13 protein-coding genes are annotated in these 13844 nt (G+C 55.7%); 4 read left to right on the forward strand and 9 right to left on the reverse strand.

Annotated features, from left to right (window positions below):
• Nucleotides 1-328 precede the first annotated feature (328 nt).
• Nucleotides 329-457, forward strand: coding sequence for a hypothetical protein (locus MHI24_RS01370; RefSeq protein ID WP_340023771.1), 129 nt, complete (start codon nt 329-331; stop codon nt 455-457).
• Between the two features lie 16 nt (nt 458-473).
• Here MHI24_RS01370 and MHI24_RS01375 read toward each other — a convergent pair whose 3' ends face one another.
• The gene (locus MHI24_RS01375) at nt 474-914 is read right to left on the reverse strand and encodes a GrpB family protein (protein WP_340023772.1); all 441 of its coding nucleotides are present in this window, start codon (nt 912-914) and stop codon (nt 474-476) included.
• A 177-nt stretch (nt 915-1091) separates the two neighbouring features.
• On the opposite strand from MHI24_RS01375, the gene MHI24_RS01380 reads away from it, so the two are divergent.
• The 3 genes from MHI24_RS01380 to MHI24_RS01390 all read left to right on the forward strand — a co-directional run bounded on the left by MHI24_RS01380 (nt 1092) and on the right by MHI24_RS01390 (nt 3035).
• Nucleotides 1092-1262, forward strand: coding sequence for a hypothetical protein (locus MHI24_RS01380; protein ID WP_340023773.1), 171 nt, complete (start codon nt 1092-1094; stop codon nt 1260-1262).
• Nucleotides 1263-1437: 175 nt separating this feature from the next.
• Nucleotides 1438-2265: a glutamate racemase gene (gene murI / locus MHI24_RS01385; RefSeq protein WP_340023774.1), complete on the forward strand. Its 828-nt coding sequence runs from the start codon at nt 1438-1440 to the stop codon at nt 2263-2265.
• Nucleotides 2262-3035 carry a GNAT family N-acetyltransferase gene (locus MHI24_RS01390; protein WP_340023775.1) on the forward strand — a complete coding sequence of 258 codons (774 nt, stop codon included), beginning with the start codon at nt 2262-2264 and terminating at the stop codon, nt 3033-3035. Before murI ends, MHI24_RS01390 begins: the two co-directional genes overlap by 4 nt.
• On the opposite strand, the gene MHI24_RS01395 is transcribed toward MHI24_RS01390, so the two are convergent.
• The 8 genes from MHI24_RS01395 to MHI24_RS01430 all read right to left on the reverse strand — a co-directional run bounded on the left by MHI24_RS01395 (nt 3029) and on the right by MHI24_RS01430 (nt 13838).
• The gene (locus MHI24_RS01395; RefSeq protein ID WP_340023776.1) at nt 3029-4240 is read right to left on the reverse strand and encodes a response regulator; all 1212 of its coding nucleotides are present in this window, start codon (nt 4238-4240) and stop codon (nt 3029-3031) included. The genes MHI24_RS01390 and MHI24_RS01395 overlap by 7 nt on opposite strands.
• Nucleotides 4240-6003 carry a sensor histidine kinase gene (locus MHI24_RS01400; RefSeq protein WP_340023777.1) on the reverse strand — a complete coding sequence of 588 codons (1764 nt, stop codon included), beginning with the start codon at nt 6001-6003 and terminating at the stop codon, nt 4240-4242. Before MHI24_RS01400 ends, MHI24_RS01395 begins: the two co-directional genes overlap by 1 nt.
• Nucleotides 6004-6094: 91 nt before the next feature.
• Entirely contained in the window at nt 6095-6919 is an 825-nt protein-coding gene (locus MHI24_RS01405; RefSeq protein ID WP_340023778.1) for a carbohydrate ABC transporter permease, read from the reverse strand.
• Between the two features lie 18 nt (nt 6920-6937).
• Complete coding sequence (locus tag MHI24_RS01410) at nt 6938-7828, reverse strand: sugar ABC transporter permease (RefSeq protein WP_340023779.1); 891 nt, start codon at nt 7826-7828, stop codon at nt 6938-6940.
• A 146-nt stretch (nt 7829-7974) separates the two neighbouring features.
• The gene (locus MHI24_RS01415; RefSeq protein WP_340023780.1) at nt 7975-9351 is read right to left on the reverse strand and encodes an extracellular solute-binding protein; all 1377 of its coding nucleotides are present in this window, start codon (nt 9349-9351) and stop codon (nt 7975-7977) included.
• A 106-nt stretch (nt 9352-9457) separates the two neighbouring features.
• Complete coding sequence (locus tag MHI24_RS01420; protein WP_340023781.1) at nt 9458-9895, reverse strand: GNAT family N-acetyltransferase; 438 nt, start codon at nt 9893-9895, stop codon at nt 9458-9460.
• Between the two features lie 416 nt (nt 9896-10311).
• Nucleotides 10312-12519, reverse strand: a complete 2208-nt coding sequence (locus MHI24_RS01425; protein ID WP_340023782.1) for a DEAD/DEAH box helicase — start codon at nt 12517-12519, stop codon at nt 10312-10314.
• Nucleotides 12516-13838, reverse strand: a complete 1323-nt coding sequence (locus MHI24_RS01430) for an ATP-binding protein (protein WP_340023783.1) — start codon at nt 13836-13838, stop codon at nt 12516-12518. The genes MHI24_RS01425 and MHI24_RS01430 overlap by 4 nt, the downstream gene beginning before the upstream one ends.
• Nucleotides 13839-13844: the final 6 nt, after the last annotated feature.

Consider the following 13844-nt stretch of genomic DNA (forward strand, 5'->3'; position numbering starts at 1 on the left):
ATCCTTTGCACCTTAGAGCCTTGAATCCTGCCATGCAAAAAGGAGCATTTGGGGGAAATGCTCCTCTTCGGCTTGCATATACCATCTGTTAAGCTGCACTTCCAGACGATTTGTAATCCGGAAGGTATACCATTAATTTACCTTAAAAATGACATTAATACAAGTATTTCCTTCTATTCCAGCGTAAATGTGAACAAATCATGGATGCGCTGCTCTGCAGGCCTGCACGGGTAAGAATACCGTCCCGGCCGGACTTTGCCGGCTAAGGGATGTGCCCATTATAATGGACCTACTCTGCGCAGAGATTAACCTTGGAAGGAACTTACACATGGACCCAAATCCCCTCTTTAACGCCTGGAGGACGTTCGGGTTCCGTGATCCGGCCGGGTTACGGGAATATGACGCGGTGCTGCCGGACCGGCCGTCCGCTGCGGGCTTTTGGGACCCTGTCCGTTAGCATATAAGCATAGTCCTTATTCTTCTGCCGCCTTCTGCAGAATGGACCGCACGAACGCAGTCTTACCCTCACAATACGCATCGATATCGTAGCGGTGCTGCCCAGCGAGCTGCTGCTTGACCGCCTGATACTCGTCACGTGCAGACGGATGGGCGCGCAGATAGTCCCGGAACGCGATATGCTCCAGGTAGCCTTTGCCGTCCTGCGGGCATACGTAGAGGTGATACTTCATGAAGCTGTCGTCGTGCTTGCTCCTGAAGGCCTCCCTGCCCTCAATGCCCAGATTGCCCTGATGCTCATAGCCGAACGACTCTAGTCTGCGGATGATCTCCGGAAGCTTATCATAGCTCTCCATCACCAGATCAATATCAATGACCGGCTTGGCCCATAAACCCTCAATAGAGGTGCTGCCAACATGCTCCGAGCCGATAATCAGGTCACCGGCAATTTCAAGCATCCGGGCTTCAATCCGGAGGTATTCCTCCTTCCAGGCCGGATCATAGGGAACGACTTCAACAACCTTCGTCTTCTCAGCGATGATTCTTCGCCTCCTTCAGCGGGTAACTACTCCGTACTCCAGGATAAAAGACACCCCGCTATCTCATACTAACCCACAGAGACGGAGGTGAACAGTGTGCCCAAGAATAACGCAGACGCGAAGCTTGACCGTGAGGACAACCGCGCCGACAGCAAGCATAATCAGCAGAATCACGCCAGTATCACTGAAATCCCACAGATGGTGACTCCGAATAAAGCAGCCAATGTCGTGCCAAGCTTAAACGGCGTAACCAAGAACGAAACCTGATTCCCGCTTCCCCATGCTTTTCAGACCAGGCGTCCCCTATACTAAAGGTGGCAGCCTGGTCTTTTGCCGGGCAGAGCAGTTATACTATAAAACGAAATGATAGAATAAGAGAGCTTAACCTTAGCTTCGAATTATCCATTTAAGGAAACCCATTCATCCAGAAAAGAGTGAACGTATGACGATAGGATTTTTTGACTCGGGCATTGGCGGGTTAACTGTGCTGCATCAGGTGCTGAAGCTTATGCCGCAAGAGGATTATCTCTTCTATGCAGATACCGACCATGTTCCCTATGGCGAGAAAACAAAAGAGGAAGTCAGAGCATATATCCTGCAAGCGGTGGAATTCATTGCCCGGCAGGATATCACAGCCCTGGTCATCGCTTGTAATACAGCTACCAGTATCGTAATCGAGGAGCTTAGAAGCCGCTATACCTTCCCTGTGCTCGGGATCGAGCCGGCCGTGAAGCCTGCGGTTGAACAATCCGAGGGCCAGCAGCAAAGAGTGCTAGTGTTAGCTACCCGCCTGACGCTGCAGGAGAAGAAATATCATGATCTGGTCCACCGCATAGACCCTGGTGAGCGGGTGGATAGTCTGCCGCTGCCCGGGCTGGTCCAGTATGCCGAGCAGTTTGAGTTCCGTGAAGAGAAGATTATCCCTTATCTCCAGAAGGAGCTGGCTCACCTGAACCTTGCGCGCTACAGCACCGTGGTCCTCGGCTGCACTCATTTCCCCTACTTCGAGGATAGCCTGCGGAAGGTATTTCCGCCCGGGGTGAAGTTCATCTCCGGCAGCCGCGGCACGGCCAGACACCTGAAGCAGCTCCTTGGAACCAAAGGTGAGATCAACCAGGGTACAGGCAATATACGCTACTACAGATCAGGTGTTGAGGTAGACGATTCCGCGTTATTATCTAAGTATGACGGCCTGTTCAAGCGGCTGGATGTAATGGAAGCAGCAGCGGCTGACATACCGGACCGCAGCTCTGAGGGGGAGTTCATATGAGTCACTACGAAGCCATGATGGGAAGATTACGCCAGAATCCGCTGAAGAATATCACGCTGCTCAAAATGTTAACTGCCTATCATGCGCAGATTGATAGCGTACTAATTGAACAAGAGCAGGACTGGGGCGTGCTGCTGCTCATGCGTGCCGGAACCTTCGGCTACGATCAACGGACCTATCCCGAAGCAGATACGGTTGTCCTTATGGATTACAGCAGTCCTGAAGTCTTCCCCGCTCTGCTGGAGCGCCTGCCCAGAGAGGCGAAGCTGGTCTTCAAGCTGCAGGAGCAGGCGTACCGGCAGGCGCTGGAGCCTTATTTCACGCTGCGCCGGGTCCGTAGCCTCTACTCCTATTCCACGGACGGCGGTCCGGGCTTCCGCGTGGATGAGGATTGCATCCTCAGTGAGTCTGTCGATGAACGGCTGCTGCCGCTGTGGATGGCGAACGACTATACAATGGAAGAGCTAAGGCATTATTTCGAGGAAGGGGCTTTTTCGGTCTCCTTATTTGACGGGGATACGCCCCTCAGTACATGTATCGTGTACCGCAATGAGGAGCGCGTCTGGGAGATTGGTGCCGTCCATACCGCTGAAGAAGCCCGACAACGCGGACTGGCGCAGCGCGTCGTCCGGACAGCGGTAGTCCACACTCTGGACAGGGGCTATATTCCCCGCTATCAGGTACTGGAGAGTAATCTCGCTTCCATCCGCCTGGCCGAGTCCATCGGGCTTACCCGTGCAGTCACGCTGGAGCACTGGCTTAATTATTGAGGCGGTGTTATTCCCTTGCTCATCAGAATGCTGATATTCTCCTGCTGGCGGTACTCTGTCGGGGTAAGCCCGTATTTCTTGCGGAACATCTGGGTGAAATGGCGCATGTCCTGATACCCTACCCGCTCTGCGATGTCCGCCAGCCTCAGCCCGGGATTGAGCAGCAGCAGCTTCGCCTGCTCCAGCCGGAGCGAGGTGACATATTCCTTGTACCCCTGTCCGGTCTTAAGCTTGAACAGCTGGCTGAAATAGGCCGGATTCAGAAACACCACTGAGGCGATCCTCTCCAGCGACAGCTCCTCATGGAAATGCTCCTTAATATACTGCAGCGCCACCTCAATCGCCTTCTCCCCGCTCCCCTTCGCCGGAGCAAGCGGCAGCGACTGGAACGCCGAAGCCTCCCGCATCCGCTTCACAATCTGCGGCACCTCATGGAAGTCACAGCTAAGCCCGGAATGGATAATCTGAAAAGGAATCCGCAAAACCTGCGACAGATGCTTCTTCACCTCCGCCAGGAACAGCTCTACCCGGACGTTCTCGCCCGGCGTGATGAGGCCCAGCAGATGCTGCCGGTCATAGCTGACCACGAAGCCCCGCCCATGCTGCTCGATCAGCTCGGAGAGGACATTCTCAACGATGAAATGCTCCAGCCGGACACTTCGCTCCCCGGGCTCCAGCTGTACCATGACCAGATAGAACTGGCCGTAATCTTCAATAAAAGGCGTTAGCTCCAGATTCCCCGTATCCAGGCCCGAGGCCAGCCGCTGGAATACCCCTTCGCGGAGGAAGCGCAGGCTGGCCTTCAGCCGTTCACCCTGCTGCGACAGCTGGTGGTCATGCCGGATCTCTGTGGTGAGGCTGCCGATCAGCTCGGTCAGCTTGGTTTTGCCGATCGGCTTCAGCAGGTAGTCCCGCGCCCCCAGCCGCACCGCCTCCTGGGCATACGAGAATTCGCTGTGGGCGGAAATAACGATCCATTTCACATACGGATACCGGCGCTTTGAAATCTTCATGAATTCAAGGCCGTTCATGCCCGGCATCAGAATATCGGTCAGCACGATATGGATGTGCTGCTCTTCCATAATCTTCACCGCTTCTTCGGCCCGCTCGGCCACGAAGACCTGATGCTCCGGGCAGATCTGGCGGATCGTGCGCCGGACCCCTTCACGGATGACCCGCTCGTCATCGGCGATCAGAATATTCATTAAGGCTGTCCTCCTTCTGCTGGAACCGGCAGCACAATGGCCACCCGGGTGCCTTCGCCGGGGAAGCTCTCGATCTGCAGGCCGTATTCTTCCCCGAACATGAACTGCAGGCGGCGGTGCAGGTTCTGCAGCCCGATTCCGCTTTTACCGCTCATACCCGCACTGTCCCCGGCCAGCGATGCCTGCAGCCGGCTAAGCTGCTCTGCATCCATCCCGGTTCCGTTATCCTCGACAATCAGCTTCAGCATCCGGCCTTCCTCACGGGTATACACCTTCAGAATGCCCTGGCGGCCTAAGGATTCCAGCCCGTGCTTGACGGCATTCTCAATTACCGGCTGGACGGTCATCTTCGGCACCCGGATCGTCAGCCAGCGTTCATCCACATTCGTAATGATCTGCAGCCGCCCCTCCAGCCGGATGGAGATGATTTTCAGATAATGCCCCATCTGCTCCAGCTCTTCGCGCAGGCTGACATCCGCTCCGTCCTCCCACTGGCTGCTGTAACGGAACATCGAGGACAGGGAGAGCACCAGCTCACCGAGCTGCTCATTGCCCTCCTCATCCAGCATCCAGTAGATCATATCCAGCGTGTTGTAGAGAAAATGCGGGTTCACCTGGGACTGCAAAGCATGCAGCTCCGCATTCTTCTCGCTGACCGAGGCGAGCTTAACCCGCTCAATCAGCTCCTCGATCCGCCGGACCATCCGGTTGAAGGAAGCGACCAGAATATTGATCTCCTGATAAGAGGATACGTTGACCAGCCCGCGGAAATTCCCGACCTCCACCTGCCGCATCTCGCGGATCAGCTTCTTCAGCGGCGAGGAGATGGTCTGCGACACAACCGAAGCAATCAGCGTGGAGACCAGGATCAGCGCCGAGATGACGATCAGCAGATACCGCTTCATCTCCACTAGCTCCACGTTCAGATCCTTGTCCGGGGTAATACTCATGATCCACCAGCCCGAGAAGCTTAGCTTCGAGGCTATAACCAGCTGTCCGCCCTTCTGCTGAACCATCACATCCTCATCAGCGGGAAGCTTCGGCAAGGCTGCGGCGTCCGGCTGCGGGTCCGTTGCCGAGGTGACGAAACGTCCGTCGGGGGACATCAGGTAGACCTGGCTATGCGCGCCAAGCTTCAGATTCTCCAGAGCCTCCAGCACCGGCTGCGGGTCGGTCTCATACAGCACGATGCCAATCGGCTTATGCTCATTCAGATCATAGAGCTGCCGCCCGAAGGCGAAGACCGGACTGTCCTCCACCTGGTCGATCAGGGAGTGTGCGTACACGCCGAGCCAGACCATTTTGCCCGAAGATGCCTGAAGCTGCCGGTACCAGTCCTCCTGCCTATACTCCGGGTCCACCACATTCATGGAATTGCCGTAATTATAAATCTTACCCTTGTCCGTGATCACATGGATGCCAACCAGATCGTCCCGCGAATAAAAAATCGAGCCGATAATATTCGTCACCGTCTGCTCATTGATATACGCCACCGCGGGTCCGTCCGTCTTCTCGTTAATCAGGCGGATCATCTCAAAGTTATTGCTGAGCGATTTGGACAAAGCGTCATACCCCTTATAGAGCAGCGTAAACAAGCCTGCGGTCTGGGCGACATTCTTGCGTGATAACTCGCTGATCTTCTCATGCAGCTGATCCGTAGTCCGGTTATAGTACAGCAGGCTGACGATAAGCAGAATACTGGACATGCAAAAAAGAAACAGCAAGAACAACCGATGATGAATGGAATGAAAGCCGATCTTCATAGACTCTCCCCTTTCCCGCACCCTGTTCTGCCGTTTCTTATTATAGAACCTTTCCATTTTTATGCAATGAGAGAATTCGTCCGTCTGCCGCTTACCCCTTAACCGCTCCGGCCACCATCCCTTTGGTAATCTGATTTGACAGGAAAAAGTAGATCAGAATCACCGGCAGCGCACCCATCACCAGGAAGGCCCCGATATTGCCATAGTTGACCGAATACTGGCTGACGAAGGTGTAGACGCCGAACGGCAGGGTCTTCAGCTTCTCCGAGGAGATGAACGTAGCGGCCAGAATATACTCGTTCCAGATATTAATGAAGGTCAGGATGCACACGGTCATGACCGGCGGCACCGACACCGGCAGAATGATGCTGCGGAAGATCCGGTACACGCTTGCCCCGTCGATGAACGCCGATTCTTCGATCTCATGTGGAATGGCTCGCATGAAGCCGCTCAAGATGAACACGGCAATGGGAGTTGAGAACGCGATGTACGGCAGAATCAGCGACAGGTGAGTGTTGAGGATCGTCATATTTTTGAAAATAATCATCAGCGGCAGCAGCGTGGCCTGCATCGGGATCATCATCCCCATCAGGAAAATGGTCATCACCACATTGCCGTACCTCCAGCGGAACCGGGAGATGGCATAGGCCGTCATTGAGGCCAGGATGATGACACAAAGCATCGTAACTCCGGTAACGAACACACTATTCGAGAGATACTTCAGATAACTGCCCGAGGTGTAAGCCTCATAGTAGTTATGCCACTGCAATTTATGGGGCAGGGAAAAGAAGCTTCCATCCAGAATCTCCTCATTGGTCTTCAGTGAATATAACAGCAGCCACAGCAGCGGGTAGAGCTGGGTGATCACAGGAATGGCAAAAAGAAGATACACGATTCCTTTTTTGAGCTTACGCATGGTCCGCGCACTCCTTTGCTAGTTGAATTTGCGCTCCAGCCGGTTGAAGATCGTGTTGATGACCCCGGTGAAGAGCAGACAGACCACGACCAGGAACGTGGCAATCGCGCTGCCGTAGCCGTATTTGAAGGACAGGAACGAGCTGTTGTACATATGGGTGGAGATAACATCCGTAGCATGTGCGGGTCCTCCCCCGGTCATAACCATGACCAGATCAAACGCCTGTAGTGAACCGATAAAGGCCAGAATGATCGATATTTTGAAAATAGGCACGATCAGCGGAAGCGTAATATAGCGGTCGGCCTTGAAGCCGTCTGCCCCGTCGATTTTGGCCGCTTCATAGAGCTCGTCGGGAATGTTCTGTACGCCGGTATATTGGATCAGCAGATGGTAGCCGAAGTATTGCCACAGGGATACCAGATACAGAGCATACATGGCGATAGCAGGCTCGGTCAGCCAGTTATGGGTCCAGCTCTCCAGGCCCAGGGAGACGAACACACCGTTCAGCATTCCTCCCATGGAGGTGGGATTGTAGATCGTTTTCCAGAGTTGTCCGATAATGACGACTGACAGAATAACCGGCGTGAAGTAGATCGACACCAGTGTGTTTCCCTTGCGCACATAGCGGTTCAGCAGAATAGCCATGCCCAGACAGAGCGGAATCTCCAGCATCGAGGCGACAGCATACAGCAGAGTTCTCCGTACAGAGGGCCAGAACACCGGATCATGCCAGAACATCTCCTTGAAATTGCCGAAGCCAACAAACTGCGAAGAAGTCAAGCCGTCCCATTTCAGCAAGCCTGTAAAGAACGAAACCAGGATCGGAACGAATACCAGGCACACGTACAAAAGCAGACATGGCACTATGAAGGCAGCGATTGTGCGTGCCGGCACCTTAAGAACTTTCATCTTTCCCGCCTCCTATCAAGCAGATTCTTTATCTGTTCATTAGATTAATCATTAATGTCATTAATTTATAAATGGAGCATAACAAACCCGATGCGAAGCAAGCAGGGGAGGCGGCTTCGCATCGGGAAGAATGTTATATGACGGGCTTATTTATTAGCTTCAAAAGCAGCCTGATGCTCCTTCGCTACTGCAGCGGAATCCATCTTCTGCACGAACAGGTTCTGAATGCTGCTGAGATGGACCTGGGCTGTGGCCGGATTCATCGTGTTATCGAAGGCCAGGTCTCCGCCCTTCACCTGGTTGAACAGTCCGGCAATGTTAACCGCCAGATCAGAGTAACCGGCCGCCTTGAGGTCTCCGTCTACCTTTTGGCCGATCCCTACCGCATTCTTCAGCTCAAACTGTTTCTTGGGATATTGGGTACCGAAGAAGTTGAGGAAATCCTTGGCTTCCTGCAGATGCTCGCTGTTCGCCGATATAGCGAAGGCACTGCCGGGGGCCAGCATGAATTCGTTGGGGTCGCCCTTGCCGTTCACGGTCGGGAACTGGAAGGCCCCAACCTTACCCGCCACAGGGGATGCGTCGATCGCGCCGGTCTCCCAAGAGCCGATGCACCACATGGCCGCTTTGCCTGTTCTGAAGATGTTGCCGCCGGCTGTAGCATCAATCGAGGTTGCGCCATCCGGGAATGCGCCTGCCTGAACCAGCGCCTGGAAGGCATCTACCGCTTCGATGAAGGCCGGGTCCTCGAATGTCTTTTTGCCGTCAATGACATCCTGTAGGAAGCCCGGGCCGCCGTTGGTGCGGAGCAGAATGTTCATGAACAGGAACGAACCGGTCCAGGAATCCTTCTCGCCGATGGCCAGCGGCGTAATGCCTTTATCCTTCAGGATCTTGACATCCTGCAGCATCTCCTCGAACGTCGTTGGCGGAGCGGCGATTCCGGCCTGGGCGAACAGATCTTTGTTGTAGTACACCACTTCGATGTTGTTGCCGTCCGGGATAGCGTATACATTATTGTCGAAGCTGTAATAATCCAGCAAGCCCTTCTGGTAGGTGTCCTTCAGACCATTCTGATCAAGCATGTCGTTCAGCGGAGCGAGCAGACCGGCATCGACGAACGGCTTCATCTGGGCCGCCGGGTTGACGATGGTGATGTCCGGCACTTCCTTGGACGCTGCCTGGGTCTTCAGCTTCACCTTCTGCTGGTCGGTGTTCAGCGTATCCAGCTCAATTGTGACATTCGGATGCTCCTTCATGTACGCGTCGGTCAGCTCACGGATCATTTTGTAGTTGGGTGTCGCCGGGTCAGGATAGATGTTCTGAAAAGTAAGCGTTACCTTTTTGTCGCTGGGCGCGTTTGTCGCTGTTGAATTCCCGCTGCCGGTGGCCGCGTTCGGTGCTGCGTTGTCCTTCTTATCCGCGCCTGTGTTGCTGTTCGAGTTCCCGCATGCGGCAAGGCTTAGCGCCATCACTGCTGTGAGTGCGATGGTGGCTGTCTGCTTCATTTTTCTGTTAACCATAAATGAATGCCCCCTTAATTGTGATAAGCTAATTATCATCGCGCAGAGGGCTTCCGGGCAAGGTAGGAACTGCAGGAGAAAGGTTTGTTTTTTCTAGGTATGAGTATTATTCCAGCGTTTTCTCAAGCAGCTGCTCATCGTCCTTAACGTAATGGCAATGCTCATAGAATTGAATGGCGGCGGCGTTTCTTCTGCCGGTTAAAATGCGAATGTGTGTCACTCCGCGTTCCCGGAGATTTTTTTCCAGACAGTCAATAATGGTGAGGGCCACCCCTTGCCTCCTGGCGGCTTCCTGCACATAGAGTTCCGTGATTTCACCGTAAGGCTCATCATAGCAGAAGGAGTATAGGCTTTGGGCGCAGCCAAACCCTACGATAGCACCGTTCAGCTCGGCTACAGCAATTATCTCGTTACGGTTAGTATGTAAATGCTCAATGATCTTCGCTGGAGGCCTTGGTGCGCCGCCGTTAAATTCCTGATTCAGTCTGGACAGTGCTTCAGCGTCGGTTGCAGTTGCGAGTCTTGCGAGTGGAGCGGAGTTCATTTTCCAGTCACCTCGTTTAGGATTGTTAAAAAAGGCAGCCGGGTCCCCATAGGATCGACTGCCGCATACATTCGCCCCACGCGCCTTCAGCGAGCCTATTGTATATTGTTTTTCACATACATTTGACACACGCGCCTTGAGCGAGCCTATTGTATTTTGTTTTTCACATACATTTGAACACATGCGCCTTGAGCGAGCCTATTGTATACTGTTTTCCACATACATTGGGCCCCACGCGCCTTCAGCGAGCCTATTGTATACTGTTTTTCGCATACATTTGGTCCACACACCCGCCGCTCGCCTATTGTATTCGGTATATCATATACACACCTTATCCACGACAGAAGAGAATCATGATTTCCTAATAAACAAGCAAAGCCCTCTCTACGATCCACGTAAAAGAGGGCTAATCTGTTCTATACTTGTGCAGGCGGCTGCCTCCATTGCTTTATTACGCTGAGCAGGCCGGGCACATCCAGCCCGTCAAGCGAAAAAGCCTTGCGCAGCAGATCATGCGGAATGAACTCATCGTATTTGCCGAGATATGGGGCTTCATCCGGGCCAAGCAGCGCCAAGGCATCTGTAGCTGCTGTGGCTTCGGCGATGATCGCCTCCTCCAGCTCCTCTGCTTCCGTCTTGCCGGCAACCACCATATAATACGGCTCCATCGGTATGACGGAGCGCAGTCCCTGCGGCCCCTTCAGATTGTTCTTCAGCAGCCGTTCCAGCGTGCGGAACTGGCGGCTGCCTGCCCATGGCAGGATGAACATGGAGTCCCCTCCAGCCGGCAGTACCGGACGTGTCAGGAGGCCGCTCTCCTTGGCCAGCCTTCTTGCCCGCTCCAGTCTGGCGGCAGCGCTGGGCGCAAGATACGGATACAGCGCTGTAGAGCCCAGCACCTCACGGATCTTGGTCATGATCCGGGTATGAACATCACCGCCGGCCCCCAGCCATAGAGTGTCTACTTTGCCGCGCGAGCCTTTGACATAGACAGCCTTGTGGCGGTTGTCGACCTCCTCCACCTTCCACAGCTTGCCTGCCAAGGTGAAGCAGTAGCCCGGAGGCGGCACTGTCGTAATCGAACCGATCTCCTCCGTGCCGTTATAGACGACATGCTCTTCGTCATCCTTGAACACCGCGTAGAACCGGAAGTTGTTCACGATCTTCTCTCCGGCCAGTCCGATCAAGAGGCTGCCCTCATCCATCTTCTCAATATGCCCCATGCCCAGCATATATTCCAAGAACGCATCATAATCCGCAGGGTCAATGCCGCGGAAGGAGGGCAGACTGAGCACCGCCTCCTTCAGCTCCTCCGGCTCCGCTTCACCCATGCTCTTCAGGATGCTCATCGTCTGATGATAGAGCAGCCCTACAGGCAGCTGGCGCACTGCCAGCGGCTCCACCCATTTCTCGCGCACATACAGCTCGATCACGGCAATGGCCCGCAGCAGCGTCCACGGCATCCGCGCGGGCAGCTGCGCCTCTTCGTCCTCCTCCTCGGGCGTGACGAAGATCATCTCCGAGGCGGCATCCCCCCGCCGCCCCGAACGGCCCAGCCGCTGTACGAAGCTCGCGCAGCTGTAGGGGGCACCGAGCTGGAGCACCCGGTCCAGCTCGCCCAGATCAATGCCCAGCTCCAGCGTCAGCGTCGCCGCCGCCACAGCCGGCCCTGCGCCCTGCTTAAGCGCGGCCTCCGTCTCTTCGCGCAGCATCGCGGAGATGCTTCCATGATGCACATGGAAGACATCCCGCTCGCCGCGTTTCGCGGCAATGCGCCGCATCTCCAGAATCGCCTCTTCGGCGTCGGTGCGGCTGTTCGTGAAGATCAACGCTTTCTTGATATGCGTGTGATCGTAGATGAACCCGTAATACGCCTGTCGCGCCCGCTCCAGGTGTTCGGCCTCCTCCTCGTTCCGCGCATCCGGGAACGAGAAATGCTCCACGCTCAGCCGCAGCTTGCGCCCGCCCTGCGGAGCGCTGACCTCCACGCTCTCGCGTGTTCCCGCCGCCAGCCATTCCGTGACGGAGGCGTAGTCGCTTAAGGTCGCCGAGAGGCCGATGCGCCGCGGATAACAGCCCGCCATCCGCGAGATCCGCGCCAGCTGGCTCAGCACCTGAATGCCGCGGTCCGCGCCCATGAACGCGTGCACTTCATCGATGATGATGAAGCGCAGATCATGGAACAGCGCCGGAATCGCATTCGGGCGGTTCATCAGCAGGCCCTCCAGCGATTCCGGGGTTATCTGCAGCACCCCCGAAGGGTTCTGCATCAGCTTCGTCTTATCCGCCTGGGGCACATCCCCATGCCAATGCCAGACCGGGATATTGCCTTCGCGCAGCAGATCGTTCAGACGTGCGAACTGATCGTTGATCAGCGCCTTCAGCGGCGCGATATACAGAATGCCGACTGAGGCAGACGGACGCTCATACAGCCCCGTCAGCGCCGGGAAGAACGCCGCTTCCGTCTTGCCAGAAGCGGTCCCCGAAGCAATCAGCAGATGATGCGGCGTGTCGAACAGCACACGGCAGGCATCGACCTGCGCCTCGCGCAGTGTATCCCAGCGGTTCTTGTAGATGAATTCCTTAATGAACGGAGCGAGCCGGTAGAACGGGTTATCGCTCATAGGTCGAACTCCGCCAGGAAGCCGTCCAGCTCATTCTCGTTCTCCTGCGCAGCAGGCCGCGGGGTCTGCTCCCCGACCAGCTTCTCGAAGGTTACGTCCGGATGCTGGTGCAGGGTATGCAGCAGATCCATGAAGTCGCGCACCACCTCGCGTGCAGTAAGCAGCTCGTCCGCCCCCAGCCGGTTGACCGCCTCTTCCATGAAGTGCACAAGCTGTTCCTGGGTAAGGCTGGCTTCATACCCGTAATGGAGGGCATGAATGTCACGCAGCTTCTGGAGCAGTATCAGAATCTCCTCATGGGAGAGCATGTCCAGCGCAATAATCGGCCCGGTGAAGTTATTCCGTCCGGACTCGGCATATCTTCCGGCCACCAGCCGGGAGCGCAGAGCCTCGTAGCTGAACAAGCCGCGCCGGGGGTCCTCCACGAACTGCGGCGTCCCCCCGATGAAGATGCCCAGCCGTTCAGCCTTGCCCTGCATCGTATCGTTGAACATAGTCAGCAGCTTCTCGTAATTGCTCTGCCGGGAGATGCTGTTCGTAATCTTGTAGAGGTTGACCCCTTCGTCGATGAACAGCAGCAGGCCCTTATAGCCGATGGCTCCGGTGAATTCAGCCCACAGCTTCATATAGTCATACCAGTTGTCATCGTCGATGATGACACCGACCCCCAGCGCCTTCCGGGCATCCGTCCGGGTCGGGAATTCCCCGCGCAGCCAGCGCAGCGCATCCTGCTTCAACCCGTCATCCGCCAGCAGATGCCCGTTCCAGTAGGATGCCAGCACCTTGGCGAAGTCGAAGCCGTGCACCAGCCCGCGCATCCCGGAGGCAACGGTATAGATCCGCTGCTCAACGAAGCTGCCAAGCTCAGGCGCACCCGGCCCGCAGCCCTTCTCCTGCATCACCGCCTGCTGAAGCGTCATGATCCACTTCTGGAGCATAATCTCCAGCGCCCCGCCATCCGGGCGGGTCTTGGTGGAGAGATGGCTCATCAGCTCACGGTAGGTGGCGAGTCCCTGCCCCTTCGTGCCGACCAGCCGCCGCTCCGGCGAGAGGTCGGCGTCGGCGACCACGAAGTCCCGGTCCATCGCGTAATTGCGGATGATCTGAAGCAGGAAGCTTTTGCCGCTGCCGAATTTGCCTGTAATCAGCTTGAAGGCGGCTCCGCCCTCGGCGATATTCTCCATATCGCGGAGAATCGCCTCCACCTCCGGCCGGCGGCCGACAGCGATGTGCTCCAGGCCAATCCGCGGCACAACCCCCGCTGTCAGGGAGTTCACGAGTGCGGTGGTCATCCGCTTCGGTATTTTGAGTGCGTTCATTGCTTC

The sequence above is a fragment of the Paenibacillus sp. FSL K6-1096 genome (genome assembly GCF_037977055.1).
GTDB lineage: Bacteria > Bacillota > Bacilli > Paenibacillales > Paenibacillaceae > Paenibacillus_AQ.

What these genes read in the sequence shown, in the direction of transcription:
- MHI24_RS01370 (WP_340023771.1), top strand. Translation starts at nt 329, where the DNA reads ATGGACCCAAATCCCCTCTTTAACGCCTGGAGGACGTTCGGGTTCCGT.
- MHI24_RS01375 (WP_340023772.1), bottom strand. Translation starts at nt 914, where the DNA reads ATGCTTGAAATTGCCGGTGACCTGATTATCGGCTCGGAGCATGTTGGC.
- murI (WP_340023774.1), top strand. Translation starts at nt 1,438, where the DNA reads ATGACGATAGGATTTTTTGACTCGGGCATTGGCGGGTTAACTGTGCTG.
- MHI24_RS01390 (WP_340023775.1), top strand. Translation starts at nt 2,262, where the DNA reads ATGAGTCACTACGAAGCCATGATGGGAAGATTACGCCAGAATCCGCTG.
- MHI24_RS01395 (WP_340023776.1), bottom strand. Translation starts at nt 4,240, where the DNA reads ATGAATATTCTGATCGCCGATGACGAGCGGGTCATCCGTGAAGGGGTC.
- MHI24_RS01400 (WP_340023777.1), bottom strand. Translation starts at nt 6,003, where the DNA reads ATGAAGATCGGCTTTCATTCCATTCATCATCGGTTGTTCTTGCTGTTT.
- MHI24_RS01405 (WP_340023778.1), bottom strand. Translation starts at nt 6,919, where the DNA reads ATGCGTAAGCTCAAAAAAGGAATCGTGTATCTTCTTTTTGCCATTCCT.
- MHI24_RS01410 (WP_340023779.1), bottom strand. Translation starts at nt 7,828, where the DNA reads ATGAAAGTTCTTAAGGTGCCGGCACGCACAATCGCTGCCTTCATAGTG.
- MHI24_RS01415 (WP_340023780.1), bottom strand. Translation starts at nt 9,351, where the DNA reads ATGGTTAACAGAAAAATGAAGCAGACAGCCACCATCGCACTCACAGCA.
- MHI24_RS01420 (WP_340023781.1), bottom strand. Translation starts at nt 9,895, where the DNA reads ATGAACTCCGCTCCACTCGCAAGACTCGCAACTGCAACCGACGCTGAA.
- MHI24_RS01425 (WP_340023782.1), bottom strand. Translation starts at nt 12,519, where the DNA reads ATGAGCGATAACCCGTTCTACCGGCTCGCTCCGTTCATTAAGGAATTC.
- MHI24_RS01430 (WP_340023783.1), bottom strand. Translation starts at nt 13,838, where the DNA reads ATGAACGCACTCAAAATACCGAAGCGGATGACCACCGCACTCGTGAAC.